The organism is Enterococcus sp. AZ194, from assembly GCF_051713825.1.
GTDB lineage: Bacteria > Bacillota > Bacilli > Lactobacillales > Enterococcaceae > Enterococcus_K.
The window spans coordinates 209,501-236,074 of the sequence record NZ_JBIOQR010000001.1; the positions used below are offsets into that span (position 1 = coordinate 209,501).

Below are 26,574 nucleotides of genomic sequence, written 5' to 3' on the forward strand. Positions count from 1 at the left end.
AATGAATATCAACAGTTTATACCATATGAAAAATACATAAATACCCCTAAAAGCGTCGTTAGGCTTGTAAAGGTATTTATTAAGGGCTAGTTTAGACTAAAGTGGCCCTTAGTGGTTTAAATGGTCATATTTCTTAATTAATTTAATCCCAAGGGCAACGAGCTCATCGTCTGTAAGGGATTCTTGTGAGTCCCAGATGGCTTGTAGAAGTGATTCATCTACCAAATTTATCAGATCCTCAGGAGCTGTTAAGCGGTAATGGAAGTCCTTAATTCGTATATAAACATTGTCCGGAATCATCATGGCTTTATGACCAAACCATGCCGTTCACGCATAGATACTTTTCCATCAATTAAAATAGGATAGGCATCATGAATAATTCTATCAAGTATGGCATCGGCAATTTGTGGATTACCAAGTTTTTCATGCCAACCTTCAGGGGAAAATTGTGAACAGAAGATCGTTGACGTCACTTGAAGCCTGCTTTCTACCAACTCAAGAATATAAGTGGATTGCTCAAGCGTTAAAGGGGTCAATAACCATTCATCTAAAATAAGTAAGTCCACTTTTTTATAACGATTTAATACTTTCCTGAAGCTTCCATCGGCTTCATTTTTGGCAATTGTTAGTTCATCTAATAGTTCAGGTAGCCGGATATAACGTACTTTATAACCTTGACGGCATGCTTCAATACCAAAGGCATTAGAAAGCCAGGTCTTCCCATTCCCTGAAGCACCCATGAGTATGATATTATGATGCTCTGCTAAATATGTCCCCATTCTAAGTTTTAGAATTAATTCTTTGTCTAATTGACGATCTGGATAATATTCAATGTCTTCAATTGCCGCCTGTCGGTTATGAAAATTTGCACTTTTAATCAAACGATCAAGCCGAGCTGATTTCTGACGAGCATATTCAGCATCGACAATTAAATTGAGCCGGTCATTAAATGGCATATCGTTGTAACTTTTATTATCTAATTGCTGTGATTCTATTGCTTCTACCATGCCGTTGAGGCGCATTTCATGTAGCTTGCGTTTCGTATCTTCATTCATCATTTAGTTTCCCTCCAAAATAACTCGCTCCTCGAGTAAACCCATAGTCTTTCGTTGTTTCCTCTGGTATGTCTCCATTCAATTTCATTTTTGCGTTTTTCTTCTTATTACTTGCTAATAGTGTTTCAACTGTACGAACAGTTGGAGTTGATGCTAACTTAAGAACTGCCTCACAAGCTGTTTCAAGCTCTTCTTTCGAGTATTTCTTTCCTTGATTTTTCAAGCGCATGGTAGCTTTTAACGCTTGTCTTTCAGCTTGCGCATAGTCAAAAATAAACGTGACCACTTTAGTGGTCGCTTCACCAATTGTATTCGCCCAGTCAATGACTGATTCTTTCGTGTGATCTATATAGAGTTTATGATTATCTGGCATATGGTCGCGATTAGTCGAAAATTGTCCGAATTTACCGTATAATCGCTTATGTGTGGCAATACGGCTGTCTTTATAAAAAACTTCTACTAAGTCTTTTGTAAGGCGAATATCAACTTTATTTTGGATGTACTCATAAGGGACTGAGTAAAACATGCTTTCAATCGAAACCATGTAATCTAATTGAACGGTTGCTGTTTTCCATGTTGCTAATCTAAATGGTGTAAGAGGAAGAGGTTTAAGCGCGAACTTTTCTTCTTCCTCAAATGCCGTTGTTCTATTTCCCAACTTATATTTTTTTGTAAAGGGCCGGTCATTGAATTCATCTAACTTCTTTTTTATATCTGCATTTAATTCATCAAGTGTAAAATACACCGAATTTCTTAAACTAGCGATTACCCATGTTGACAGGTTTCCAACATTTCCTTCAACACTCGCTTTATCTTTAGGTGTTCTAATACGAGCCGGAAGAATCACAGTCCCATAATGATCAGCCAATTCGCGATAAACTTCATTCAAAATAGCTGCACCATATTCAGTTTTGCTCACACCCGTTTTAAGATTATCCGGTACTAATAGTTCTGTTACACCGCCAAAATAATTATATGCGCGAATATGAACATTAATCCAATCGTCTTGTTTCATCGATAGTGTTGCTTCACAATAGGTATATTGTGTACACGGAAGTGTGGCAACGAAAAGATACGCTTTAACTTGGTTACCAGTATCTCTATCGACTAATTTAAGTGTTGCACCCGCCCAATCGACTTCCATGATTTCTCCTGGCTTACGTTTTATACGCATAGTGGCTTTGTATTTTCTTGCATACTCAGTGTAATACTGACAATAGGTTCGATAGGCATATGGAATTTTATCACTATTTCTGCACTCAAGCTCATATTCATGGTGAAGCAACGATAATGTAACGTTTGGTTTTGCGAGTTCTTTATAAATATATTCGAAGTCAGGTAACTCCCTTCCTTTAGATTCACGCATTTTTTCAGGAAACAGTAGACCCTCAAACCAGGAATCAGTCATTTCTTCAGTGAACGGTTCTTTAATTCCTTTTTCCATTGCTTTCTTAATGATTTCAGAGACCTTGGGTCGCGAATTACCTGTATTTGCGGCAATACTACGCATACTAAACCCTTGTTCATTCAATTCCAAAATTTTTCGATATTGAAGCATAAAAAAACCTCCTGTATTTATTCTTCATACACTTGCATGAAAGACTATTATACAGGAGGTTTTATATGCTAATTTAGATATTGGTCATGTTCTTCGCCGAGAGTGGTTAACTTCTTCGCACTGACTGGTCAATTCTTTCGCAGAGGTGGTCAATTTACAATGCCGCCTTCATCGGAGTTGGCAACAGCGGTGTACCACAGATGAACGGACATTAGGCGGTTTATTTTATGAATTGTGCCACGAGATGAAAGAACTTGATTGGGCAGTTGCCTATCTTCTTTGGTGAGCCTTTTAGAGGAATTAACTCAAACATTGAGTCCCTCATTCACAAAACTATTTTCATTACAAGTTCAGCATTGGTTTAATAATCTACCTTGTTATATCAAGGGATATCTACCTAATTTGGTGTGCGAAACTTGAGTTAAAAAATAGTACAAAGTAGAGTTGAAATGATATAATAATAATTGTTATCAAGCGTTTCAGTTTTGGCTAAAAGGAGAATAAAATGTTAAAAATTTATGTATGTGAAGATGACGATAGGCAAAAAGCCAAAATTGTTAAGATAATAAAGAATTATTTAATGATGCAAGATTGTGATGTAGCTTTTGAATGGGAAGGGACAGATCCGTATATCTTATTGAGTTACTTAGAAGAACATTCAGATGGTCCAAGTTTATTTTTTTTGGATGTTGATTTTAAAACAGAAATGAATGGAATTAGTTTGGGAAGTGAAATTAGGAAGAGAAATTTTGAAGCGCGTATTGTTTTTATAACTACTCATATGGAGCTTTCTTATTTGACCTTTTTATATAAAGTTGAAGCAATGGATTATATTTCAAAAGATGATGAGAGTATGTTAGCCACTAGAATCTCTAATTGTATTGATGTAGCAGTTGAACGCTATTTGGGTCAAAATTCAGAAAAAAATGATTCGATCTTAATCCAAAGTGAAGGTGTCTCAATCAAATTGTCTATGTCAGAAATTCTTTTTATTGAATCATCAACTACCCCACATCGCTTACTTGTTCACTTAGATAATCGTCAAGTAAAATATTATGGGAAGATTAAAGATGTTGAAAAGCTAAATCCTTTATTTTATCGTTGTCATCAATCCTTTGTTGTTAATGTTAATAACATTGAAGAGGTAGATCGAAAAAATCGAGTGATCAAAATGAACAATGGCGAGATTTGTTATGTTTCTGTAAGATATCTAAAAAGTTTGTTAAAGAGAATAGAGATTGACTAAAGAAGGGGAATTTTAATGTCAGAGATTGTTAATAGCATTCTGAAAAATTATTTACAGTTTGTATTGTTACAATATTTATTGCTCGCTTTAGCAAGTAGCTACTTAGTAAATTTAAAAAAAAATAATTTAAATTTACTTATATTATCATCAAGTTCGATATTTGCTACAATAATTTATATAGAAATCAATTTATTCGCTACAGTGCCCTTTTGGTTGATTTTAGTGTATTTACTTTACATAAATATCCGTAGTTTGGAATTGGCAATATTATTCCCATCGATTGCTTTTTTGCTCTATGTATTTTCTAATTATGTTGTAGATGGAATTCTGTTTTTATTTGGATTGGAGGTATCATTGAATTTAGAAGTGACTTATATAAGTCTATTCTATCTTATTTCAGTATATTTCTTGAAAAAGATTTTTTTTCTTTTCAAAACTAAAATTCAAATAAGTAATACTATACAATGGATAATTTCTATTTTAGCGATATTCGTATTTATAAGTTACTTCACAATTATTGCTATTGAAAGATTTAAAGGATATATGATTTCGATGGAACAAGCCAATGCTATATTTATTATTGTCTATGGCATCGTTTTTTTACTTGTATATTTAATGTTGTTGTACACTAATCAAAAAGAACTTACAGTAAAACAGCAACGCTATGAGATGGAATATTTGAAAGAGTATATGGAGAAATTAGAGAAGAATAATCAGGAAATGAGAACATTTAAACATGACTATCAGAACATTTTGCTTTCTTTAGAAGATTATATTAGTCAGAAAGATTTAAAAGGATTGGAAATATACTTTTTTGAGAATATAAAAGAAACGTCCAAAATCATGGATAGTAACTTTTTAAAACTATCTCAACTGGCTAGTTTAGAAATTCAAGAGATAAAAAGTTTGTTAGCTAATAAATTAATGATTGCTCAAGAATATGGCATTGATACTGAAATTGAAATTAGAGAAAGAATAAGTGGTTTTAATGTTGATAGCTTGGCTTTAGTTCGTTCTTTGGGAATAATTTTAGATAATGCGGTCGAGTCGGCAATGGAGCAAAATAAGGGAGAAATAAGAGTTGGAATAATCAAAAGAGATCAGGAAAATTTGATTATAGTGACTAATTCATGTGGGGTACTTCCTAAACTTCATTTATTAAAGCAAGAAGGTTATTCGTCTAAAGGAGAAAACCGTGGAATAGGGTTGAATAATTTGGATAGAATTATTCAAGGGGAAAAAAATTTGGTTCTTGATACTGAAATAAAAGATGGAATGTTTTCACAAATATTGATAATTAAAGGTTAGTCCCAAATTTCAAGTTCAAGTTAGCCACTTATTGAAATTCATTGGTTATTTAGTTTTTGTTGGTTATCTAGTAGCTAAAGATAGCTCTGATAGTTCGTTCAATAGACACTCACGCGGAGTGGCGTAACCCAATATTCTTCTCGGCAAATTATTCATCCAATCCTGTACACGACGAATGGTGGTCAACGCTACGTCTTCCATGCGTGTTCCTTTAGGTATGAAACGGCGAATCATCCCATTGTGATTTTCGTTGGTCCCTCGTTCCCATGAAGAATAGGGATGGGTGAAATAAACTTCTGTAATATCTTTGAGAAGTGTGGATAGACCAGCGAATTCAGTACCATTATCTGAAGTAATCGTTTTGAAAAGTACTTCGAAATCGTTGCCCGCTGCTTCTTTTAAAGCGGTCAGTGCACGATTAACTGGATCAGCTGCTTTTCCATCGATTTTGATAATCACTTCGTAGCGTGTTTTACGCTCGGTTAATGTAAGCAATGCTTGGTCTTTGCCAATGCGCAGTCCGTTCACTGTATCGATTTCCCAATCGCCGAAGCGCTCACGTGTATCGACAATATCTGGACGTTTTTCAATTAAATCACCGAGAATCTTTTTGTTTCGTCTGCTTTTTGGCTTATTGGTCTTCCGTCGAACTTTGAGATGGAGATCAATGTTCTTCGTTTCCATCAAACCGAAATCGATATAGTTGTATAGGGTTGTGGTACAAGGGATCGTTTCATTAGGAAACAATCCTAGTTTCTTTGCACGACCAACAACGACATCTGGTGATTGCTTTTCTTTCTTCATCTGATGATCGGCATACGCCATGAAATTCGGTGAAGCGACCCACTTCGGTTGTTTACGGGAATTCGCACGTGCGGCTTCGTAAGCGGCTTGACCAGCATCTGCGGAATAAACAAACGATTCATATTCGTAGGTTTTACCGTTTTGGACTTGGCGCCTGACTTGGCGAACCGTACCATCTTTTACTTCGCTATGAATGGTTTGAGGAGCACGTCCGAGTAATTTTGCAATCGCACGATTCGACAAAGGGCGATCGATTTGTTTCCAAGCTTCAATTTTATTTCGTTCTTCATAATCAAGGTGTTTGCCTTTGCGTAAAAATATGGTATTCTCAATTTGCGTCATTGTCATTTCATCCTTTATTGTTTGTGTAGGAACTTCAATAATACATGAAATTGGGCAATGACGTTTTTTTATTTTATGAAGTGGCTAAGTTCATTTTAAAATTCGCCATTAAAGGTTAGTTCAGAATAGTAAATAAAAAATTTAAATCTATAGTGTTAAGAGGTGCCTAAGGAGTAACTATCGTATTCTTTTAAGGATAACTGATTGATTCTAAGGTCAAAATTTAATAGTAGGTAGATTACCATAATAGCATTGTTCTAATTTGCTGTTATGGTATTTTTTTGTGATAGTCAACACTTTTGACATCAAAAGTGTTGGTTGTTGTGAAAAAGGACAACACATTTCCATCAAAAGTGTGTTGTTATGAAAAAAGGATCACTACCAGTTAATTTCAAGTAAACTTGTTTTTGAGGGGAGATACTTTATGGACACATTATCTTTTGAAGAGAAGTTATCAAAGCTATTTGTAAAATCATTGGGGAGTAAAATTAATCTTAGTGAGTTAGAGCAAGCAAAAGTAGAATACGGTTTTTCAGTATTATTTATTAATCTGTTAAAATTGCTAATTATCTATATAATCTCGATATTTTTAAATTCCTTAATTCAAACAATAATAATCCACTCTTCATTTTGTTTATTAAGAAAATATAGCTATGGGTTCCATGCAAAAAAAAGTGTGAATTGTACATTAATTGGAATGGTTTGTTTTGCGATTATACCATGGCTTATTAACTGGGCTAAATTGGAAATTAGTTTATACGGATTGATTTTAATCAGTGTGATTTGTAGCGTAATTCTTTATAGATATGCTCCAGCAGATACATTAAAGAGGATAATTAAATTTGAACAAAAAAAGGAATTGAGAAAAAATACTCTAAAAATATTATTTAAAATAACAACCGTATTAGCTTTTTGCAATAACACAGTTAAGTTACTAGGAATTACGGGTGTTTTTATAGCAACAGTATTTACACTACCACTAAAAGATATTGGAGGATTCAATAATGAAAATTGAGAAATTAAAAGATATGAAACTGCCATTTGCAACTTTATGTGTATGGATGGGAAGTATGGTGGGAAGTATTGCTTTAAACAGAGGCTGTATTTTTGTAATATACGAACCTGCCAAACCCAAAATTTTAGAACAAAGCAATGATGTATGAATTGTTTTTTTGAGCACGGTGAACTTCTAGATATTATAGATATACTTTTTCTGAAAGAGTTGAGTCAAAGTGAGAAATGGAATGGTATTTTTTATAAATTATTCGAGCTGTTAATTGACATTGAGAAAGACTTGACTGGGTCTCTTGTATATCTTTATAAGCAGCAATTCTTTTTTAAGCCAAAAGGGATTTCTGTCCTAGAAATATGGAAGATATCTGATTTAGTTATTAACAACGCTGGTAATTCAGATGAAATAGTAATAATTTTTAATGAGTACCAAGTTCGAAAAATATCTGAATTATTTATTAAGGTAACAAATTGTTTAAAAGTAAACCAAGTCCAATATGAAATAGTAAATACGGAAGAACTATTGGGTGGAGTAAATACGGACGTTTTAAAATGTATATTGCTAAAAAAATTGACGTAAGAGCTTTTTTATAACTATTACATAGGGAGGGGAAAATTTGGAAACTCGTTATTTAAAAGAGTATAACCTACAAGGAGAGTTGATTTTTATCGTTGATAAAAAAACAGCCAAAGGGTTTCATGTTAAAAACAACAGTGAAAGCATAAATGTCGAATCAGCTATTTTAAAAAAAATAGATAGTAATTTTAATGGTAAAGATATCAGCAAATCATATATCAATAGACTAACAACATTTAAACACATAGCTAATCCATCACGTTTGTCAAAAATTCTAGTCATTTTATATTGGAGTCTATTACTAGTCCTTCTTTCTACTGGTTTATCTGGAACTTTAAATTTATCAGTACAGAATATCAATCAATCTAGTAATGGTGAATTTTTTAAAGGAATGAAAGGTCTGTTTATTTTTTTACTGGGAGTATTCTTTATACATGAATTCTCTCACGTATTAGTAGCCAGACTTCAAGGAATATTTATAAAAAAAATAGGATTTCGATTAAGGTATTTAGTATTTCCGATATTCTTTGTTCGGGTGTTTCCCACATCCAATAGACAGAAAAAGATTAATATAGCATTTGTAGGACTTGTATCTGATTTATTTTTATTATTATTCTACAATACATTGTTTATTATTACAGACCAAACTGTTTTTCAATATGCTTTAAACTTGCAGCTACTAATGACATTCTTTAATTATAATATTTTACTTCCAACAGATTTTACAAATTCGATTTTATTTTATTTTAACTTTGGAAATTTCAGAAATGAAGCGTTTGAGTATTCTAAAAATATCTTTAAAAGAAATACAAGTATTTATAAACAGGCTAGTAAGATTAAAAGAATCGTCTATGTTTTATATACACTGCTATTTACGACTTTATGGATTTTGGTTTTATTAAATTTGGTAAATCAAATTATTAAAGTAATGAAAATGAGGTAATAAAATTGTTTAAATATACAAGAGAATCATTGTTCTCACATGAAGATGTTTTAAAGCTAGATTATATTAAAGAAGATGAAATTAAAAAGTATTTTGTATTACTAAGTACCATTGAATTACATCAAGCACAATTGAATGACCAGTTAAAAGTATTTTCCAAAATCTGTTATGAAGAAGGTAAGCAAGAAAGATTAAAACAAGTTTTAAAATTCCGAAGAACAGTACAGTCACGAAAAATTAGTCAAATACCGGATATGTTGCCAAAGACAATTACCGATCTAGCCCAAATTTTTTCTGATAATCTAACAAAATTTAACGAGCTGAAACGAATAATCAAAAACGAATTTTTCTCAAATAATTACTCATATAATTATTTTTTAGAAAATCAGAATTTTCAACAAGCAATAAAATATACAAATCCAAAGGCGTTTACACAAGTATTTGATGAAGCGAAATATCAAAAAGGAAAATATCAAAAAACAAGGTATTCATATATTCAACGTAATATATTGAAAACAAATTCAATAAGTTGGATGGGATTAACATCCTTTGATGTTGAGGGAACAGGAGAAATTCAGGAGAGAACAATTTTAAATCAATATTTTGTAACAGCGCTAATTTTTCTGGCAGCAAATGATCCTCAAATAAGAAAAAAAATGAAATTCACTTTGGGTGAATTTGCAGACAGAGAGGGAATAACTTGTTATATTCAACGACTCTATTATGTAAGTTTATTAAACAATTCGTTTCTGTCAAGAGAAAATATGCTTTTTAAAGAAAGTATTGTTCAATTATTACAGGAAATCAAAGCCAAGAATGTTTTCACTGGAGAAGAGCTCGAAGTGTTTTTAAGCCAAAGAGAGCAAAGTATTGAATTTTTTCAAAAAAATTATTTGCTTATCCCGGATTTTGAATACTACTCTCAAGGGGAAAATCTGCTTCAGCTTCTAAATAAGTCAGAAATCTTTAGAATTATTGCTTTACAAATTTTAGAAAGTAATTCGGTAGACCGTAATAATATGTTGACCTTGACTGCTTCAGATGTGTCTTATTTAGAAGAATTGGATACTTATTACTTTGATAAATCTATCTTAGAAATTCTAAAAAATGAACCTATTTGGATCAATTTGGTTAGTAAAATAGGGACTTCTAAAGCAGTGAGTATTTTTGAAACGAATTTTAAGGATTATGATGAATTACAAGAATGTGTGAATGCTCATGATCAGTATAGTAAAATTGTTCAGCTTATCAAAAAATATTCTTCCTCAGATTTACGTAATGTATTAGATGTTTTTTTTAAGATAGAAGCAGAAATGATTTATAGAGAAAGTTATTGGTATAAAAAGGAAAGTACATCTCAAAATATAAAAATAAAAGATGATGGTTTCACTGAAGAAAAGACCTATCTGGTGATGTTTAATGTAGATAAGTGTGGTGAGGTATTTTTGACCAATGTATATCCTGGTAATGGTTTTTTATTAGGAAGAGAGTTCGATAAAGTAACAGACCAAAGTTTATCATTGTTGGAAGAGTACATCAATAATAACCTTGGTTCAGAGAAAAAAATATACGAAGTTGTTATTGAACCGGAAATCTCTGCGCTTATTAATACAGGAAAAACCAGCTATTCTAAATTGTATTGGCCAGATGACTTCAAAGAGGTGAAGGTAATTTACGATAAGGGAATAAAATTCTTTTATAAAAATAGTGAAATAAAGCCGATTTATTTTGGGAGTGTACCAATTCACATGTTTCATGGTGCAAAAGGCTTGTTTCTAAAAGCTATCTCGCCTTGGGGAATGAGTCAAAATGTAAGCAATCAGATTGGCAAGATTAATGAGAGAGAGTCGTTACTTTTTACAAGACAAATACTTGAATCATGTTTGAAAAAAGACTCGTTTGAAACTTATCTAAACATTTTAGATTATTTTGAAGAACGTGGATTTCCATTAAAGTTCTTTGTACAAGAAACTGGTTTCGGTATTCACAAACCTATGTATATTTCTTTATTGAATAAAGAGGGGTATGAACTATTTGTGAATGCAGTTAAAAATAATGATGTAAGATTGACTACATTAAATCCTAATCCAGATACCTATAAGAGTAATGAAAAACTATTCGAGCATATCAATATTATTACAGAAAGGGAAATTGTAGACCATGTGGAAAAGTTATCACATTTATAAAACAGATTATGATGGCTTTTTAGATAAGGTCAATAATTTGAAACAGAAATTTGTTGAGGACGATAATTCTTTATTTTTTACGCTTTATACTGATATGAAAGGGCCTCATTATCGCCTAAGGATAAGGAGAGAGTCTATAAAAAATACTACTCAATTTTATAAAGAATTGAGCTATGAATTTTCTGAAACGAATATTGAAGAACGAATTTATGATCCAGAAATTATAAAATATGGAAGTAATTTGCAAACATATGAACTTTTTTCAACAGTGATCTCTAACTATATTATTGCTAATAGGAAAGAATTTATTAGTGAAAACAAGATTGCAAATCTACTTTTAGGTTTAATGCAGAATATATTGGAAGAGTTTAATTTATATGATGCATTTCAAATAGAATCATCCATCGGTTTTTGGAACACTAGTAAAAACTTTTTTAGAGCTACAATAAACCATCAAATCTATAGTCAACTATTTCCAGAATATTATTTTTCTGATTACATTAAAGAACTAATTAAAAGTTTGTCTGTTACATCAATTAATGAGGCCCGAGAACTATGTTTCAATTTTATTCACTTAGCCGTAAATCGATTCAATTTCAATTTAAAAGATGAGTGCTTACTCTATTACAAACTATATGAACTAAAAGGAGGATAAGTAAATGAAAAAATTTCCTATTGTACCACCTATAGGCATACAAAAAACACATATTGGCTTAACAAGAATTGGAAATGTTAAATTTCTCTATAACCTTAACGCCCAGCAGAAATTGAGCCAAATGTCAGGGGCTGGAACAAGTAGTGAAGAAAGTACGGCTTTAAAATTATCCGAATATGAAGCGATAGAACGAATTGCTAATGCTGTCAATTGTAGAAAGGTGATTGTTGATACTGCTAAAAACCTAAATGACAAGGTAGTTGACATAACTAAATTCCCCAAAATGTCTTCAGATGAAAGTAGTGTAGATCTCAATTTTTCTTCTGAACAAACTTATTGTTGGATTGAATGCGTAGATCTACATACATTGAAAACAAAGTTAATTCCAACAAATTTTGTCTATCTTTTTAACGATAAAAATTTTTATGGAGATAGGGTAACAGTACCTATTTCAACAGGAGCAGCACTTCATGAAGACTATGTTTCTGCAGTAATTAATGGCATTTATGAGGTGATTGAAAGAGATGGTATTGCATTAACCTGGTTACTTAGAAATATAAAAGGTGATGTTACTCATTTGTTTAGTGATGACAAGAACCAAGTTTTTAATAGTTCATATTTAGGAGAAGTTAAATTTTACGATGTCAGCACAGTTGCAGGTATAACAACAATTTGTGCGCATGCAAAATCAAATCATTCTGAAAATTGCAAAAATGTATTGATGTTTTGTTCTTCAATAAACTTATCAGATATTAAAAACAAACTGTGGAAAGAATTGATATCAGTCATGTTTAGCTTTTATATAAACGAGTATCCTTATGATGATTCAACTGATTTTACAAGATTTGTTAGTGTAGAACAAGGTGGTGCTTATATGGCTAAAGGATTTAATGATTCTTACTTTGATTTTTTCAAAAATGTTCCGGTGAGTAAAAAAACTTATCAGAATAATTTAATTTTATCAAAAGAAGATGAGTTAAAATATTTGGTGAAAATTTTGAAAAACCAGAATTTTTCAGCCTACGTAGCAGACATCAGTTGTCGAGAAGTTCTAGAAAGAAATTATCGAGCAGTTAAAGTAGTTATTCCTGAGGCTCAACCGATTTCTTTTGTATATACGAGTCGCTATTTAGATTCTGAACGTTTTGTCAAGCTTGCCAAAGATAAATACGGAAATCATTATAAAAAACACATTAATAATATGCCATTGGCGTTTTCATAGGAGGGTATTATGATAAAAATTACTGGAGTTGGTAATGGTAAAAGTTTGTTATTAGATTTAATTCTTGATGAAGGGAGAGGAGCAGAGCTTGTTCAGTATGATGAACAAAGTATAAATGCTGTAGATAACAATATGGATACAGTTTTTATTGTTTACGATGGTTTTTGTATCAGTGAATTTCTTGAAATAGCTCCATCCTTAGAAAAAATTCAATATGTTCCTATTTTCTTGATGGCAACTAATTTCTATATTTTTGGTATAAATAAAATAGAAGATGGTCAAACTAAGATAGGAGCTTGTCCTATTTGTGTAACTAAACAAACAATAAATAAATCATTTAATTTAAATCTTTATGACCATTTGACAACACAAAGAGGATTTAAATCAATAGAAAAAAGCTATGGAAAAGAATTAAAACATTTCCTTCTATTACTTTTAGAAATGTTTGATAAGAATGAATTGTATGAATACTCTTTTAGTTATTTGATCCAAGGAAATACTTATAGTAGAGAAAAAATGAATGGTCTATCAAATTGTTCAACTTGTGATACAACCAATTATGAAAATATGGAATTGCAAAAAGTGCTAAAGGAGGTTTTGTAGATGTCTATGTTATTTGATCCAATGGTTAAATGGCCTCGGATTCCAACGTTGTCAAGCAAAATGGAATATTTTATTACAGATGGAATTATTTTCTATGGTGGAGGAAAAGGTCCCTTCAAATTAAATGGTCCAAATGCTATTAAAGATTCAACTGAATTGTTGAGTGAGCTAAAGAATAATGAGATACCCTATATTGAATTTGTAAAAAAATTATCTCAGAAACGTAATTCAGCAAATCTGTATTATGTTTTAACTAAATTACATTCTAATGGATTTCTTGCAGATAAAGATGCACAAACTCCAGAAAAATGTTACCTTGATGAACTGAATCAAAATGTAAAAAATTATAATAGTGTAGATGAAATAGTAACATTAAAATCAAAAATCCGAATTAAAATTAGCGTTAGCAATAAGTATGCCTCAGAAATGTTAGAGCAACTATTACTGAGTGAAAATTTTATTTTGACAGAAGGTGATAATTACGATTGGCGTGTTTTGGAGATCAATGCAGAAACTTCATTAGCAGATATTGACGAAAGCAAAAAGAATTTGATATTTTCCAGTATTGAGGATGGGCTAATTTTAGGTCCAATAGTTTCAAAAGATGCAGTTAAAAGTTCAGAATTAAATTATTTTAAAAAGCAAAAATTCAATCGTATGATTTCTGAAGAATCTATCTATAATATTTTTCTTACAACTATGAAAATGACATTGAAGTTGAAAGATTTCAATTTAGATAGAGGATTAGTTGTCTATAAAGACTTTGATGCTGAATACCTAGATATGATTGATATTATTGGAAAAGAGAACTTAGATACAATTGAAAAGTTTGAAATTACTTCAGCTTTTTCTTCACCTATATATCAAAACAAGGCTAACCATTTAGCGCACTATCGAGAAGGAAATATTAAATTAGGCGAAAAAGAATTTGTTTCTGATTTTTGGAGAGAGACAAAATTTCACACACCAAAGGGATTAGAAAGTGTATTTACTAATTTGGGTGGATTTAAAAAGGATCGCTCTAGAAAGAAGATGAGTCCAACAGGTGGGAATATTAATTCTAATATGTTGTTCTATATTAATCTTTCTGAGAAAGAACTTGATGGATTAGGTATTTACTACTATGAAGGAATCAGAAATAAGATGTACCAAATTGATGATAATCTTATGAGGCTAGCAGATGCGATTGATTTAAATGAGGCGGCCTCAGGTTATCTACTTTTGGCAAGTAATGTAGATTATATTGAAACAAAGTATCATGATTTTGGCTTTAAGATTGCTAATCTAAATACAGGCGTTCAACTTGCAACATTACTGTCAATAAAGCAATCTGAAGAAATTAAAGCGATTAAATTTATTGAAAATTATGACGAAGCGTCGATACAAAATGCTATTGGAGCATCTATGAGTAAAATTATTTTCAATGCAGTGGTGGAGGTCACAAAATGATACAAGAAATAATTAAACATACAGAAATTACGAAAGATAACCATTCTCTCTTTGATTTTAATCAAGATTTTAGCTTTTTACAGGAATTAAATTATGAGAATAATATTGAAAAGCGAAAGTCCTTTAGAAATTTTGATTCTGATCGAGATGTTCGTTCTACTAAAGATGAAATTCAAAAAGTGTTTAACTTGTTGACACTATTAACTGAAAAAATGCTTAAGGTACCTCAAGCAGTTGAGTTTTGTATTGTCGATAATAAAGGCATTATTGACAATGAAGATCAGAGTATCTATGTCTATAAAAACAATGTATTTCAAAAGATCGAGACAAAGAATAGTTTGACCAGAGAAAATTTATATATTCAAGAAGAGATGCATGATTGCGACGGTGTTTTCTTTTTTCTGTGGAATTTATCAGAGTTGCCAGAAACATATTTAGCTAGTGGAAGATTCTATAGAGAAATAATCATGATGAGTGGCTTGTTCGGTCAAATTATTTCAGAGTACGCAGAAGATATTTCATGGAAAGGCACAGTGTTTGCTGGGGTTATGGAGGCCGATTGGCGTGCTATTGTGTCCTCAGACTATGCTATAAAAAAACCAATTTTTGCCTATGCTTTTCAAAAATAAAGATAGGAGCTTATATTATGAACATCAATCTAGATAAAATATCATATTCATATGGAAAAAATATAGAAGTATTAAAAAATATCACTACATCATTTAATTTTGGGAAAACATATTTATTATTTGGAAAAAATGGAGTCGGTAAATCAACATTAGCAAATATCTTAACCGGTTCTATTACACCAACACACGGAAAAATAGAATTTCCTGAAAAAATGACACAAAAAAATATTGGTTATCAAATTCAAGACTTTTATTCTTTTCCAACGTTAAAAACAAAAGAGGTTATTTCTTTTTGGAAGAAAATAAATCGTTTATCTAATATAGATGAAGAAGTATTGAAAGAAATACTCGATATTCATTCGATTTTGAATAAAAAAGTTAAAACGTTATCTGGTGGTGAAGCTAGAGCACTTAGCTTGTTTCTTGTTTGTTTAATGGATAAAGATATATTCGTTTTAGATGAGCCTTTTTCGGGTCTGGATACTAAGAAAAAAGAAGAATTTAGCAAAGAGATCAGGAAAATTGTAGCACAAAATAAATTAGTTATTATTATTAGCCACGAAGTAAAAGGTTATGAAGAGTTATTTGACTACATTACGATCATTAATCAAGGAGAAATAAAGCAAGTCTTTGAAACCGATAAAAAGGAAAAGGATGAACTGTTCTCGCTAATTAAAAATGAAGTGTGGGGGGAGTGAGTATTTATGACAAATAGTTTCTCTATTAGTAGAGTGTTGTCCGTTATTAAGCTACATATTTTAGAGCAATTACGCTCATACCAGTTACTGATAACAAATATTGTATTACCAGTTCTTTTCTTTGGCGTCAGTTACTTTTTAAAAAGTAACTCTGATCTTAACGATACCGAATTATCTGCTTTGATTAATAGTCAATTTTTCTCAACAGCTCTAATGTTTGGTGTTATTACGTATGCATTTACGTTTCCTTTGATAAATTTGGTGAATAGTAAGGAAGAGCAAACGCTTCGTTGGATCAAGCAAACTGATTTGAATACCAAGGAATTTACTGTAGGAAATAAACTAGCAAATTTATTGTTTTTGAATCTTCATTGTCTATTTGTTATTCTGCTATTTTCCTTATTAGGTTATCTAAATTTAGATATAATTTTAAAAATAATAGTACTTGTTAATATTACATTTTTTGTTCTTAACCCATTTTCTTTTATTATTTCTACTTTTATTAAAAGTACAACTTTCGCAAGTAATTTTAGTAATTTAGTTATGTTATTTATGGTATTTACTTTAACTTTCTCATCACTTTTTTCTATGCAGACAGATTTTAGTCTAGATACTATTCAAAAGTTTTTAATTATCAATCCTTTATTTGGCTACTATGATTCAATGTTAGTTTTAGTAGGAAATGCAAACGATTATTTTTTTAATGGTTTTATAGAAACTATTTTATATGTTCTAGTATTTGGAATTGTTACAAGTTTGATTGAATGGAAGACCTTTAGATATGAATAACTATTAAAATCATTTTAGGTTTTTACAGCTTCTTGATACATTGATTATTTTATTCTATATGTCTTCTAACTAGTTATAAATAAAATATTTGTTATTACGGAGGCAGAAAACAATGAATGTAAAAGGAAACGATAAAGAAACGATGGAAGAGCTAACAATTACTTTAGATAATATTTTTCTTGAGGAAGAAACAGATGTTTTAGAAGTCGCGGCATCTTTTGGAACACTATCAACCCTAGGAACTGCAACAGGTTGTGCCAGTACCTTAGGAACAGTCTCATGTTTTGGATAAAGGGAGGACACTAAGTATGAAATTAGATGAACTAAATAATGAATTTGAGACAAAAGAATTGATCATAAATGATATCTTTGTCGAAGAAGAAACAGAAGTTGAAGTTAGTGCAGTGTCATCAATTTCAACTTTTGGTTGCATGTCAGGTAGTGCAAGTACTGCAAGTACCTGGAGACCATAAAATTAGTAACTAAATTTATTATGGAGGTGAATGGTGTGGAAAATACTGATAATATGGAATTTGAAAATAATGTACTTAATATTGAGAACAATATTTTTTTGGAAGAGGAAACAGATAGTCTTGAAGTTGCTGGAACATGGGGCAGTTTAGGAACATTTGGTTCATCGGTAGGTAGTTGTGCGTCTAGTGCTGGATCTGCTTCATCATTTGGCTAAAAATTATACTGGAAGGAGGTGAAATTATGGATAATATGAAGTTTGAAGAACAAACATTTAAAAACTTTGATAGTAAAGTTTTGAGTATTAGTCTTGAAGAGGAAGCTCAAGATTTGGAGTTAAGTGGTTTTACAACGGCTGGAAGTTTTTCATCGGCTGGAAGTTTTGTTGGCAGCTGTGCATCTTCTGGCAGCTCAATATCAAGTGCAGGAAACTAGATTATAGTTAGCTATGTTAGAAGACATATAGAGTAAAATAGTCTATTTTATTATGGAAAGAGGCAGGTAATATGGAAAAGATATTTAGAACTAAGTCCTATGGTGACATAAGATTACAATTAGATACAGGTAAAGGGAAATTTATTACTAAAGGCATTGAATTAAAGGTCAAAGTTAATATGGATACTGGGGATGCTAGTCTTTTTATAGAACCAGAAGATCTTGAAAAACTAAAAAAAATTGATTCTGAAAATATATAGATCTTACGCGTGGTGCTAGTTGACAAAATATTTAACAAAAAGGCCTAACACAGTTAAACTCAAAGGCGATAAAACCAATAAAGGAGTTCAAGACTACGTTAGACCACATTCACTTTAAACCTTATCGTCACCAATTTCAAGAAGATTTTTATAAACTACGCTGTCTTTTCAACGTGCTGTATCAAAAGTACTGTCCCGTTTCTATTATGAGCCGTCGTAATGTAAATCAAGCGAAAATAAGTGATGTCGCTTGTTTGCGCTTCTTTGCTTACAAACCATGTTAGACATTTCTTCTCAAAGAAAATTTGTTTCACCTATTCAACTGCTCTTTCCACAACAATGCCCAATTGTGACTGTCAAGTACAAATGAGCCACTTTCGCTCATTAATTTTGAGCCAGTAAAGCGCTTTTTTGCTCATTAAAGATGAGCCACCTTGTTTTGTGTATCGTTCGGGTTACCATTCCTTCTATTTTAAGAACAGTTTTCTTATATTTCTCAGTTTTCTACTGATTTCCTTGCTGATTTAGTTTTCAAAGATCAAGCCCTGGTAGTTAGGGAATGAGACGACTAGCACAAATATTTTGCGTAGATAACTATTTTTATTTCCCCACGAAACAATCATTTTTGCTCATTAAGGATGAGCCACCCCGTTTTAGACATTGTTTGTTTTACCAAAAATTGTTTCACGATGCTTAATACGATAGCTATCACCCGTCAATTGAATGATTTCAGCTTTTTGAATAATTCGGTCTAAAACAGCTCCTGTGATGACTTCATCTCCGATTAGCTGTCCCCATTCACTGGGTGCTTTATTAGAGGTTAGAATGATGGATGCTTGCTCATAGACTTCATTAATAAAGTGGAAAAACAAATTTGCTTCTTCTTTATTCATAGCCATAAACATTAAGTCGTCTAAAATAATCAATTGCGCGTCTTTTAAGCGTTTCAGTCGGGCCAACGATTTCCTTGAAATGTCGCTGGTTTTCAATAGATGAATCATTTCACCCATTGCGACAAAAACTACTTTAAAGCCAGCCTCGATTGCGGCTATGCCTAGACCTACACTAAGCATTGTTTTCCCTGTACCTGTTGGACCAAGCAAAACTAAATTATAGTGCTGCTCAATCCAAAGTAGGTCGGTCAATTTATTTAATTCTTTTTTGCTCATTGAAGGCTGTTCAGATAATTGGAACTCGCTTATTGGGCGATAGTATGGAAATGATGCTTGTTTTAATCTGCGACTGATGGCTTTTTCTTCCCGACAATCTCTTTCGTGTTGAAAAACAGTTAAAAGAAAGTCTTTATAGGTTGGACTTTCTTCGTTTGCTTTCATCAACAGCTCTGGCAAGGCTTTCGCTGTCTCGGAAAAACGTAAACGTTGTAGAATAGCTTCCAGTTCAGCTAGTTGCTTCAAAATTATCACCTCTTAAAATAGCTGTATAGATGCTTAAATCGCGCATTTCTGTTTCATATTGCTGTATTCTTTTACTTGTTTCTTCTCTTGTTGGCAATTGGACCTCGCTATCAACAATTGACGATTGTAATTGAGGGCGGTCCGTTATCTTAGTTACCACTGCTTTAAAGTCTGTTGCACTGTATAATTTCCTGTTCATACAAAGTACTAATGCTTCGTCAAGAATAGCTTGAGGATGCTCCTTCACGAGTTGCTTAATGAGTGAATATTGGTCGCGCACATAGCGAGGGTAGGCTTTGTGCTGAAGTTTGAGATAGGTTTCGACCAATGGATGATTTGAAAATGCAGGAATTAGTTGTGCGGCCAATTCTGGAATACCAGATGTTGTATCTCGCGCATGGTTTCGATCTTTGACCAATTGGCCTTTCCCGTTCCATAGTGTATGTTTAGCCAAAATTTCGCCTGTTTCAAAATCGATTAAAAGAAGCTGCTGTTCTCGTTTTTCTTTTGTCATCACTTTACGTTCAGGTTGATAAGTGCCTAGGGGGAATAACGATTGCCCTTATAGATAATCGTGTTATCTTTTCGAATGGTTCGTACTTGTCTCAAATCAAGCACATCTGAAGGCAGGATGATTCTTTCCTTACGTGGAATCAGCTTTTTTTGTTCTTCTTTGAACACTTCTGTGGGAATTTTCTTAGTGGTATTATGTTGTTTGCCATTTCCTTTTCGTTCTAACCAAGCAAGTGCTTCCTTGTTCCATTGTTCAAGAGTCGTATAAAGACGTTCATTGGCAAAGTTCTTTTTGATAAAGCCAATGACATTTTCTATTCGACCCTTCGATTCTGGATCGTAACTGCGACAAGCATGGATACGAAACTTTTGTGATTGTCGATAAGCTTCGAAAACCTCTGTGAAGACAATATCACCTACATTTTCATCTACGAAAATTGTACGATCTTGGTCATAGACAATTGTTTTAGGTTGACCACCAAAAAAGTTAAACGCTCTTTCATGGGCTTCAACAACATCTGTCGCTGTATAGTGGTGGTCCCACCATTCCATGTATTTATACCGAGAATGAGAAAGCACCAAGGCAATCACATAGATTTTCTTCCGATTTCCTTTAGCGTCAACAACCCATGCTTCACCAAAATCTAGTTGTGCTTGTTCTCCCATGGGGGGATCAGGAATGGCTTCATAAATCCTTGTCTTGGTTTTCTTCACAAGTTGATAGTCTGCCCGAAGAGCTGCGACGTATCTCCTTAGGGTACTTTCAGCAATACCAGTTATATGTCTCTCTTCTAACCAATCATGAATTTGTGAAGCAGATAAACTAGGTGATTCCCGTAACCAACTTAGAATTAATGTCCGATGTATATCTAATTTTTGTTTTCTTTGTTTTGTGGAGGCAATCCACACAGACATTTCTTCTGAATCCATCTTTAGGTATCGTTTGACAGTATTCCTCGAGATACCCAGTGTTTCTGAAATTTTTCGTTGCGAGATGCCCCCCTCTGATAATTGCTTGATTTTTGCGTACATGTTATATTTGTCCACCTTTTGTCCTCCAATACGAATATTCTTTCATATTGTATCGGAAAAGTTTGCTTTCTATAAGCTAGGTGGCTCAATCTTAATGAGCATTTTTGGCTCAATTTTATCGAGCGGAAATGGCTCACTTTAGTTTAGCAGTTACACTTGGAACTTCCGGTTTTTCCAAAAGGGGCAATATACAAAATTGCCAGTAGTTGAATAAAGTAAAAAAGCCAGCCATTTCTGACTGACTTCGTGGTTACAAACGTGGCCACACGAGCTACCAAATTTGATTAATTTCATTCTTTCTGGAATAACCCATTAGTGCAGAAAACCCTATAAATCAATGGGTTTGTGAGCGATTCACCTGTATATTATTCCCATTCAATGCAATTGAACAGGTGATTTATTGTTGATATATCAGCGTTTATAAGCTGTTTTAATTGTTTTGGTACCACTTTTGGCGACACTTAAATCAATAGTCTTTTTTTATGGCTTGATTACCATTAAACGTGAAGAATTTTTGTTGTGCAGACTTGATTGTAATTGCTCCAGTCATTTCAAGAGCCAATTCTTTATCAACACCACTCCACAAATGAGCATAATGTTTAAGTGTGATTTCAGGTGATGAATGACCTAATCGTTTTGAAATGATTAAAACAGAAGCATTAAATTCATTAATCAAGTAAGAAGCGTTACTGTGTCGCAATCCTTTTGCCTGAATTTCGGTTACATCAGCTAATCGAGCATAGCGTTTAACAATTCTCGAAATGGTTGATTTTTGCATGGGTAAGCTGTCATAGCTAAACACAAAGTTTTTAACACCCATTTCTTCTTGACGGTTTTTCCATACCTTCAAAATTTCGACGGTATCATCATCTAATGTAATGGTTCGGCTTCCAGCTTCGGTTTTTGAATAGGGTTGACGAGTCCAGTCTGTTTTAGCCTTGAACAATAGCATGTGGTGAATACGCATTTCTTTCTTTTTCAAATCAATATCTTTCCACCACAAGGCACAACCTTCATTTACTCGGACACCAGTTGTAAAATAAACCCAAAGCATAACGAAACACAAATGTTCATAAAAATCGTCAATATAGATTGTTGAAATCACTTGTTCAAATTCTTCTCTCGTCCAGTACGCTACTACAGCTTTTCCTTTTGGAATAGCAGTAACTCTTGAAGCAACATTTGTTGTCAAATACTGCATTGTTACTGCAAACTCTAACGTTCTCTTGAACATACTAAACGCAAGACTAGCATAAGACTGAGAATAATTTGCACCATTTTTAGAGCGTAACCACGTTCTGAAAAATTGGACATCTTGGACAGTAATATCTTTGAGTTTTTTCTTTCCGAAACGGTCTATGAAGATTTTAAGCATTGGTTTGCGAGAGGTAAAGGTACTTTCTTGAACGTCTGCCTCGTAGTAAGGAACAAATACAGTATTCATGTATTGCTCATACGTAATATGATAATTAGAATACCCAGTACTTTCAAGATATTGACTTTTAAGCTTTATAGCTTCTGCATAGGCTTCTTCTTCACTAGAAAACTTTTTGCCAGTACTCGTTTTTCTACTTTTTTTCCTAATTCGCTTACCTGTCATTTTATCAACGCCACAACTGACGGAAATAAAAATTTCATCATTGTTATCTCTGTATACATTTTCTAATTTAGTTCTTGCCATCTGATAAACCTCCGTTATCAGATAACTTAACCCCTAAAATAGCTTCAACGATATGTTTAGGAACACGTCCTAAGCGTTTGTTATTGTATAAAGCATACCCTTGTTGTACCATATTATGCTTGGCTTGTCTAATGATGTTTTGAGCAGTATTCTTTGGATAACCTAAGTTTATTAGGTCTTTTGCTGTAATTGTTTCCATTGTATTTCCTCACTTTTTTTATCGTCCACACTATGAGATAATACAGCGTGGACAGTATTTTTTTGTCTACATTCTTTGTCTCGTCATCATTTGCTTTGGTCGGCTTGATGATGGGGCTTTTTTTCGTGGTTTGTTTTCTTTATCTCTAATTTTACATGAGTTTCAAAGAGAGCTGTCTGTTCACTTAATGAAGTTTCACAATCCTTTTGGCTATCTGAAGCACGAAACGCATTTAATACATTTTTATAGAGTTTTTCAGCGTTTTGATTTTGGCTTAAAATATTATTTGCTGTGGCTTCTTTATAGGGGTTGGCTTCTTTAGATGAATTGTCCAATACAAAATCTTGCCGATATTCATCAAAGAATGCTACCTGCATAAAATCTTTTGTTAAAAGTATTACTAACCCTAATCGTCTTGCAAGTTGGTAATAACTGTCTATCCTTTCATCAAAATATTTATCACTTTTAATGATACGCTGATAAAATTCTTTAGGACTATAAGGAGACGTAATGATGATTAAATCAGCGGTTAGTACCTTGTCAAAGTAGCGACTAGGCGCATTCGAATAAGCATTAAATGGGTCGAGCAATTTCAATAGGTCATTGTAGGGAAATGTTGATGGTCTGAGTTCATCTAAGATGATGGTTGATTGACCTTCGTATAATTGAAAAGGGTCACGGCTTGAACCAGTCAAAAAATAATCGCTGTCAGATTTTTCGGAATATTCTTTTGCTAATCGTGTTTTTCCTGTTCCTGATTGCCCATAAATGTAAATAACGTCAATCGAACGACCTGTTTCGAGCATTTCTTCTCGCCATTCTTCTGCTAGGACTGTTCGGCGCTTTTGCCAAACATTTTCTAGCCTATTTTTAGCTTTAGCATATTGTGAGCCTGTGAGTTTTTCTTCTACCTCTTTAAGAATAATAGACCCTTTTTTCAATTCATCTAAATAAGCCCGTATAATGATTTCATCTTTAGCACTAGTTACCTTAGTTTTACGTTTAATACCTTCTCGCACTTGTTCCATTAATTCATTAAAATCAAAATTGGCTATGACTTCATCTGTGCTATATTGATGTTGATGCTCAGCATTCGAAGTTTCATGTACAATGTACGAATACCCATTCGAAGATTGATTTTTCCATTGCTGTATATACTGTGGCTCAATGTCTAAGAGACGAGCTACGTTTTGTAGACTTCTTGCATTGTCAAAACTTATCATGGCATGTATATGTGGAGTTTTAGCCTTACCATCATCATCTACATCTTTATCATGAAGGATAACCGCACATTTTGAAGGCTTTAGTTTGTTCATGATAGTTGTAAAACACTCGTCTGTAGTTTTCATGTCAGAAGGAAGGTACTCTACTTGTTGTGTTATCATCATATTTTTAGCTCTATTGCTCTTATTCATTTTTAACCTCTTTTTCTATTTCTAATGGCACTGACACCGTTAATATTAGGCGGGATAACAAGCCCTCCCGCCTGTTGTTATAGGGTCTTGTTGAGGTGACACTGATAATCTTCAATTTATCTTTTCACCAATCTTAGAGCTAAAGCTCAGATTGGCAAAAAGAAAATTGTGAATTACTAGTTAATCATCAACTAGTACAATATCATCGGCTTTTATACTCATCACAGCTCTATTACCTGAAACATACGGAGTCCCTACAGCATTCAAAATCTCAACATAGGACTGTGAAGGTATCTTTTTATACTTAGGGAGTGTGACATTCAAAATTTCCCCATTTGCAATATCAATTAGGCGATACACATATCCTTCAATCGTATCAGAACGCTCTTGGTTGATGTAGGTATACTTTGTTCTAGGCTCGGTATTTGTAGTTAATAATTTTGGTAAATTTAAAGAAAACATAATTTATCTATCCTTTCCGCTATTAGTTACTATCTCGAGCTAGTAACTAACAACTAGCTTGCAGTTTTTTGTCAGTGAAAGCTATGGACGTATTTTTAGAGATACTCTTTTTTAGAAATATTTCTAGTTGATATAAGTTCACTATACTTTGTTATTAGATAATTCATTAGAGGTGACTTCAGCATTCCTTAAGAAACTGTTGTTCTAACAAACTTATTATTTTGAGTTGTCCTCTCTTTCTAATAAGTCCCATATAGCGTTATCTAATTTTTCCTTATTTCTTATTTTTGGAACAATAACTGGTGTAAGTTCTTTTCCATCCAATAGCAGGTAACCTTTTCCTCTACTTTTTGGAATAATACTTTTGCTCTCTTCATCTGGAAACACCATCCGTTTGGATTCAGCAGATAAAGTAGCAAGCGCCACTTTTATAACGAAATTGTCACGGCTTTGTTCAAAGTTTTTAGCGTCCATGCGCTGTACGGCGACAATGATATGAAGATTGAAAGAACGTGAAAGTAATAACAACGTAGCGAGTTTCTTTTTCTCTGATTCTTGTTTTTTTTTTTCAGAATTGGTGAGATAAGCAGTCCATTCATCAAAAAATAAGTACTTCGGAGTGCGACTTTTGTCTGTTCCTTCTTGTCGTCGTTTGAAAGCTTGGTAAAAAATATCTAAGCCTTCAGTTACTTGGTCATAACGAAAACAATTTGAAGAAGTAACGAACTGAATAAAATCGTCATCTCCTTTATAATCACAAATAATCAGAGTAGCATCAGGTTCATATTTGCTGATTTTTCCAAGTAGAAGGCGTGCTAAATATGACTTGCCACTGCCAGTACTGCCTACTAAAATGGCATGGGGGTATCGTTCAAAATCTAAATGAATAGAACTATGGTATTTTTCTGTTAAAAGAACATTAAAAATCATTGTCATCACCTGTATAAACATTTTCACGAATTAAAAAGTTATAAGTATCGGAAAGAATGAAAATAAATGTATCTGTATTTTGGTTCTCAACAATTTCACAACGATTTACTTGATAACTCTCAAAGCAACTATCACGTGAAAACTTTTCGAACAATATTTGCTGTGCTTCAAAAGTGAATTGCTCAAGGGTAATATTCTTTGATTTTTCAGTGAGCTCTTTAGAAATTTCTATTTCTAATCGAATGATTAGACTAGGAATAATTTTTTTTGAGCTCTTCAATTCAGGAGAAGCTATATCGCTATAACCAAATCCTAGAATACCTAAAGTGTTCATGCGATTGATTGTATACTCTATATCATTGTTTGCTTTTTGAAGTTTCAATCCTTTTTCTTGATGTCTGATATTCCCGGTGTAATAAATGTAGATAATAACTATAAGTAGAAGTGGTAACATGGTTTCAGGATGTAAAAATGTTAATAAAAGAAAGAAAAGATTTGATAATACAATTAATATGACGACTGGTGGAACCCACCAATCTTTATTAGTAACTTTTGTTTTAATGTTTGTTATTATTTTTTTCATAATTCTGATTACTCCGTATCTTTTTTTTATGAAGTGAAAAAGGAAAAGTAGCAGAAGTGAGATAATTACTGTTAGTAAATGATTTTATTGTGTGCATTACTCC

Annotated in this window: 31 protein-coding genes; 18 read left to right on the forward strand and 13 right to left on the reverse strand. The window is 32.7% G+C overall.

The window, feature by feature from the left end:
• Positions 1–108: 108 nt before the first annotated feature.
• Genes IGI37_RS01195 through istA (IGI37_RS01205) form a run of 3 tightly spaced genes read right to left on the reverse strand, consistent with a single transcriptional unit; the run spans position 109 to position 2,613 of the window.
• Positions 109–303 carry a hypothetical protein gene (locus IGI37_RS01195; RefSeq protein WP_438759507.1) on the reverse strand — a complete coding sequence of 65 codons (195 nt, stop codon included), beginning with the start codon at positions 301–303 and terminating at the stop codon, positions 109–111.
• Positions 300–1,058 carry an IS21-like element helper ATPase IstB gene (gene istB / locus IGI37_RS01200; RefSeq protein ID WP_438759506.1) on the reverse strand — a complete coding sequence of 253 codons (759 nt, stop codon included), beginning with the start codon at positions 1,056–1,058 and terminating at the stop codon, positions 300–302. Before istB (IGI37_RS01200) ends, IGI37_RS01195 begins: the two co-directional genes overlap by 4 nt.
• Entirely contained in the window at positions 1,048–2,613 is a 1,566-nt protein-coding gene (istA, locus tag IGI37_RS01205; RefSeq protein ID WP_438759505.1) for an IS21 family transposase, read from the reverse strand. Before istA (IGI37_RS01205) ends, istB (IGI37_RS01200) begins: the two co-directional genes overlap by 11 nt.
• 505 nt (positions 2,614–3,118) lie before the next feature.
• Here istA (IGI37_RS01205) and IGI37_RS01210 point away from each other — a divergent pair.
• Both IGI37_RS01210 and IGI37_RS01215 read left to right on the forward strand, forming a co-directional pair.
• Positions 3,119–3,859 (forward strand): LytR/AlgR family response regulator transcription factor, encoded by a 741-nt coding sequence (locus tag IGI37_RS01210; RefSeq protein WP_438759585.1) that lies wholly within the window; start codon positions 3,119–3,121, stop codon positions 3,857–3,859.
• Between the two features lie 15 nt (positions 3,860–3,874).
• Positions 3,875–5,167, forward strand: a complete 1,293-nt coding sequence (locus IGI37_RS01215) for a sensor histidine kinase (RefSeq protein WP_438759586.1) — start codon at positions 3,875–3,877, stop codon at positions 5,165–5,167.
• A gap of 63 nt (positions 5,168–5,230) precedes the next feature.
• Here the strand turns inward: IGI37_RS01215 and IGI37_RS01220 are convergent, their stop codons facing one another.
• Positions 5,231–6,313, reverse strand: coding sequence for an IS30 family transposase (locus IGI37_RS01220; RefSeq protein WP_438759587.1), 1,083 nt, complete (start codon positions 6,311–6,313; stop codon positions 5,231–5,233).
• Between the two features lie 424 nt (positions 6,314–6,737).
• Between IGI37_RS01220 and IGI37_RS01225 the strand changes: the two genes are divergently transcribed.
• The 16 genes from IGI37_RS01225 (at position 6,738) to IGI37_RS01300 (ending at position 18,241) form a co-directional block, all read left to right on the forward strand.
• On the forward strand, positions 6,738–7,328 hold the full coding sequence (locus IGI37_RS01225; protein WP_438759588.1) for an accessory gene regulator ArgB-like protein: 591 nt from the start codon (positions 6,738–6,740) through the stop codon (positions 7,326–7,328).
• Positions 7,318–7,476, forward strand: a complete 159-nt coding sequence (locus IGI37_RS01230) for a hypothetical protein (protein WP_438759589.1) — start codon at positions 7,318–7,320, stop codon at positions 7,474–7,476. Before IGI37_RS01225 ends, IGI37_RS01230 begins: the two co-directional genes overlap by 11 nt.
• 465 nt (positions 7,477–7,941) lie before the next feature.
• The gene (locus IGI37_RS01235) at positions 7,942–8,844 is read left to right on the forward strand and encodes a hypothetical protein (protein ID WP_438759590.1); all 903 of its coding nucleotides are present in this window, start codon (positions 7,942–7,944) and stop codon (positions 8,842–8,844) included.
• Positions 8,845–8,849: 5 nt separating this feature from the next.
• Positions 8,850–11,030, forward strand: coding sequence for a hypothetical protein (locus IGI37_RS01240; RefSeq protein WP_438759591.1), 2,181 nt, complete (start codon positions 8,850–8,852; stop codon positions 11,028–11,030).
• Entirely contained in the window at positions 11,005–11,685 is a 681-nt protein-coding gene (locus IGI37_RS01245; protein ID WP_438759592.1) for a lantibiotic dehydratase C-terminal domain-containing protein, read from the forward strand. Before IGI37_RS01240 ends, IGI37_RS01245 begins: the two co-directional genes overlap by 26 nt.
• Positions 11,686–11,689: 4 nt before the next feature.
• The gene (locus tag IGI37_RS01250; RefSeq protein WP_438759593.1) at positions 11,690–12,907 is read left to right on the forward strand and encodes a YcaO-like family protein; all 1,218 of its coding nucleotides are present in this window, start codon (positions 11,690–11,692) and stop codon (positions 12,905–12,907) included.
• A 9-nt stretch (positions 12,908–12,916) separates the two neighbouring features.
• Entirely contained in the window at positions 12,917–13,510 is a 594-nt protein-coding gene (locus tag IGI37_RS01255; protein ID WP_438759594.1) for a hypothetical protein, read from the forward strand.
• Complete coding sequence (locus IGI37_RS01260; protein WP_438759595.1) at positions 13,511–14,959, forward strand: hypothetical protein; 1,449 nt, start codon at positions 13,511–13,513, stop codon at positions 14,957–14,959. It begins immediately after the preceding gene.
• Positions 14,956–15,588 carry a hypothetical protein gene (locus tag IGI37_RS01265; protein WP_438759596.1) on the forward strand — a complete coding sequence of 211 codons (633 nt, stop codon included), beginning with the start codon at positions 14,956–14,958 and terminating at the stop codon, positions 15,586–15,588. Before IGI37_RS01260 ends, IGI37_RS01265 begins: the two co-directional genes overlap by 4 nt.
• A 17-nt stretch (positions 15,589–15,605) precedes the next feature.
• Positions 15,606–16,286, forward strand: coding sequence for an ATP-binding cassette domain-containing protein (locus tag IGI37_RS01270; RefSeq protein WP_438759597.1), 681 nt, complete (start codon positions 15,606–15,608; stop codon positions 16,284–16,286).
• 6 nt (positions 16,287–16,292) lie between these two features.
• Positions 16,293–17,075, forward strand: coding sequence for an ABC transporter permease (locus IGI37_RS01275; RefSeq protein WP_438759598.1), 783 nt, complete (start codon positions 16,293–16,295; stop codon positions 17,073–17,075).
• A 112-nt stretch (positions 17,076–17,187) separates the two neighbouring features.
• Positions 17,188–17,367, forward strand: coding sequence for a thiocillin family RiPP (locus IGI37_RS01280; protein WP_438759599.1), 180 nt, complete (start codon positions 17,188–17,190; stop codon positions 17,365–17,367).
• Positions 17,368–17,383: 16 nt separating this feature from the next.
• Positions 17,384–17,548, forward strand: a complete 165-nt coding sequence (locus IGI37_RS01285; RefSeq protein WP_438759600.1) for a hypothetical protein — start codon at positions 17,384–17,386, stop codon at positions 17,546–17,548.
• Between the two features lie 35 nt (positions 17,549–17,583).
• Entirely contained in the window at positions 17,584–17,763 is a 180-nt protein-coding gene (locus IGI37_RS01290) for a thiocillin family RiPP (RefSeq protein WP_438759601.1), read from the forward strand.
• Positions 17,764–17,789: 26 nt separating this feature from the next.
• Complete coding sequence (locus IGI37_RS01295) at positions 17,790–17,981, forward strand: thiocillin family RiPP (protein ID WP_438759602.1); 192 nt, start codon at positions 17,790–17,792, stop codon at positions 17,979–17,981.
• A gap of 71 nt (positions 17,982–18,052) precedes the next feature.
• Positions 18,053–18,241, forward strand: coding sequence for a hypothetical protein (locus IGI37_RS01300; protein WP_438759604.1), 189 nt, complete (start codon positions 18,053–18,055; stop codon positions 18,239–18,241).
• Positions 18,242–18,894: 653 nt separating this feature from the next.
• On the opposite strand, the gene istB (IGI37_RS01305) is transcribed toward IGI37_RS01300, so the two are convergent.
• The 9 genes from istB (IGI37_RS01305) to IGI37_RS01345 all read right to left on the reverse strand — a co-directional run bounded on the left by istB (IGI37_RS01305) (position 18,895) and on the right by IGI37_RS01345 (position 26,471).
• Positions 18,895–19,656: an IS21-like element helper ATPase IstB gene (gene istB, locus IGI37_RS01305; protein WP_438759605.1), complete on the reverse strand. Its 762-nt coding sequence runs from the start codon at positions 19,654–19,656 to the stop codon at positions 18,895–18,897.
• On the reverse strand, positions 19,640–20,170 hold the full coding sequence (locus IGI37_RS01310) for a hypothetical protein (protein ID WP_438759606.1): 531 nt from the start codon (positions 20,168–20,170) through the stop codon (positions 19,640–19,642). Before IGI37_RS01310 ends, istB (IGI37_RS01305) begins: the two co-directional genes overlap by 17 nt.
• Positions 20,171–20,196: 26 nt before the next feature.
• A complete protein-coding gene (gene istA / locus IGI37_RS01315) occupies positions 20,197–21,216 on the reverse strand; it encodes an IS21 family transposase (protein WP_438759607.1) in 1,020 nt (339 codons plus the stop codon).
• A gap of 451 nt (positions 21,217–21,667) precedes the next feature.
• The gene (locus IGI37_RS01320) at positions 21,668–22,882 is read right to left on the reverse strand and encodes a tyrosine-type recombinase/integrase (RefSeq protein WP_438759608.1); all 1,215 of its coding nucleotides are present in this window, start codon (positions 22,880–22,882) and stop codon (positions 21,668–21,670) included.
• Positions 22,869–23,081 carry a DUF3173 domain-containing protein gene (locus tag IGI37_RS01325; RefSeq protein WP_438759609.1) on the reverse strand — a complete coding sequence of 71 codons (213 nt, stop codon included), beginning with the start codon at positions 23,079–23,081 and terminating at the stop codon, positions 22,869–22,871. The genes IGI37_RS01320 and IGI37_RS01325 overlap by 14 nt, the downstream gene beginning before the upstream one ends.
• 86 nt (positions 23,082–23,167) lie before the next feature.
• Positions 23,168–24,496: a Rep family protein gene (locus IGI37_RS01330; RefSeq protein WP_438759610.1), complete on the reverse strand. Its 1,329-nt coding sequence runs from the start codon at positions 24,494–24,496 to the stop codon at positions 23,168–23,170.
• A gap of 180 nt (positions 24,497–24,676) precedes the next feature.
• Complete coding sequence (locus IGI37_RS01335) at positions 24,677–24,958, reverse strand: hypothetical protein (RefSeq protein ID WP_438759611.1); 282 nt, start codon at positions 24,956–24,958, stop codon at positions 24,677–24,679.
• A gap of 216 nt (positions 24,959–25,174) precedes the next feature.
• Positions 25,175–25,888, reverse strand: a complete 714-nt coding sequence (locus IGI37_RS01340; protein WP_438759612.1) for an ATP-binding protein — start codon at positions 25,886–25,888, stop codon at positions 25,175–25,177.
• Positions 25,878–26,471, reverse strand: coding sequence for a hypothetical protein (locus IGI37_RS01345; RefSeq protein ID WP_438759613.1), 594 nt, complete (start codon positions 26,469–26,471; stop codon positions 25,878–25,880). Before IGI37_RS01345 ends, IGI37_RS01340 begins: the two co-directional genes overlap by 11 nt.
• Positions 26,472–26,574 lie beyond the last annotated feature (103 nt).

Excerpts from the sequence above, each read along its gene's own strand:
- IGI37_RS01295 (WP_438759602.1), top strand. The coding sequence starts at position 17,790 with ATGGATAATATGAAGTTTGAAGAACAAACATTTAAAAACTTTGATAGT.
- istB (WP_438759506.1), bottom strand. The coding sequence starts at position 1,058 with ATGATGAATGAAGATACGAAACGCAAGCTACATGAAATGCGCCTCAAC.
- IGI37_RS01245 (WP_438759592.1), top strand. The coding sequence starts at position 11,005 with ATGTGGAAAAGTTATCACATTTATAAAACAGATTATGATGGCTTTTTA.
- IGI37_RS01215 (WP_438759586.1), top strand. The coding sequence starts at position 3,875 with ATGTCAGAGATTGTTAATAGCATTCTGAAAAATTATTTACAGTTTGTA.
- istA (WP_438759505.1), bottom strand. The coding sequence starts at position 2,613 with ATGCTTCAATATCGAAAAATTTTGGAATTGAATGAACAAGGGTTTAGT.
- IGI37_RS01325 (WP_438759609.1), bottom strand. The coding sequence starts at position 23,081 with ATGGAAACAATTACAGCAAAAGACCTAATAAACTTAGGTTATCCAAAG.
- IGI37_RS01255 (WP_438759594.1), top strand. The coding sequence starts at position 12,917 with ATGATAAAAATTACTGGAGTTGGTAATGGTAAAAGTTTGTTATTAGAT.
- IGI37_RS01270 (WP_438759597.1), top strand. The coding sequence starts at position 15,606 with ATGAACATCAATCTAGATAAAATATCATATTCATATGGAAAAAATATA.
- IGI37_RS01340 (WP_438759612.1), bottom strand. The coding sequence starts at position 25,888 with ATGATTTTTAATGTTCTTTTAACAGAAAAATACCATAGTTCTATTCAT.
- IGI37_RS01230 (WP_438759589.1), top strand. The coding sequence starts at position 7,318 with ATGAAAATTGAGAAATTAAAAGATATGAAACTGCCATTTGCAACTTTA.
- IGI37_RS01300 (WP_438759604.1), top strand. The coding sequence starts at position 18,053 with ATGGAAAAGATATTTAGAACTAAGTCCTATGGTGACATAAGATTACAA.
- IGI37_RS01320 (WP_438759608.1), bottom strand. The coding sequence starts at position 22,882 with ATGGCAAGAACTAAATTAGAAAATGTATACAGAGATAACAATGATGAA.
- IGI37_RS01330 (WP_438759610.1), bottom strand. The coding sequence starts at position 24,496 with ATGAATAAGAGCAATAGAGCTAAAAATATGATGATAACACAACAAGTA.
- IGI37_RS01260 (WP_438759595.1), top strand. The coding sequence starts at position 13,511 with ATGTCTATGTTATTTGATCCAATGGTTAAATGGCCTCGGATTCCAACG.
- IGI37_RS01345 (WP_438759613.1), bottom strand. The coding sequence starts at position 26,471 with ATGAAAAAAATAATAACAAACATTAAAACAAAAGTTACTAATAAAGAT.
- IGI37_RS01275 (WP_438759598.1), top strand. The coding sequence starts at position 16,293 with ATGACAAATAGTTTCTCTATTAGTAGAGTGTTGTCCGTTATTAAGCTA.
- IGI37_RS01265 (WP_438759596.1), top strand. The coding sequence starts at position 14,956 with ATGATACAAGAAATAATTAAACATACAGAAATTACGAAAGATAACCAT.
- IGI37_RS01225 (WP_438759588.1), top strand. The coding sequence starts at position 6,738 with ATGGACACATTATCTTTTGAAGAGAAGTTATCAAAGCTATTTGTAAAA.
- IGI37_RS01195 (WP_438759507.1), bottom strand. The coding sequence starts at position 303 with ATGATGATTCCGGACAATGTTTATATACGAATTAAGGACTTCCATTAC.
- IGI37_RS01280 (WP_438759599.1), top strand. The coding sequence starts at position 17,188 with ATGAATGTAAAAGGAAACGATAAAGAAACGATGGAAGAGCTAACAATT.
- IGI37_RS01335 (WP_438759611.1), bottom strand. The coding sequence starts at position 24,958 with ATGTTTTCTTTAAATTTACCAAAATTATTAACTACAAATACCGAGCCT.
- IGI37_RS01210 (WP_438759585.1), top strand. The coding sequence starts at position 3,119 with ATGTTAAAAATTTATGTATGTGAAGATGACGATAGGCAAAAAGCCAAA.
- IGI37_RS01220 (WP_438759587.1), bottom strand. The coding sequence starts at position 6,313 with ATGACGCAAATTGAGAATACCATATTTTTACGCAAAGGCAAACACCTT.
- IGI37_RS01250 (WP_438759593.1), top strand. The coding sequence starts at position 11,690 with ATGAAAAAATTTCCTATTGTACCACCTATAGGCATACAAAAAACACAT.
- IGI37_RS01285 (WP_438759600.1), top strand. The coding sequence starts at position 17,384 with ATGAAATTAGATGAACTAAATAATGAATTTGAGACAAAAGAATTGATC.
- IGI37_RS01310 (WP_438759606.1), bottom strand. The coding sequence starts at position 20,170 with ATGACAAAAGAAAAACGAGAACAGCAGCTTCTTTTAATCGATTTTGAA.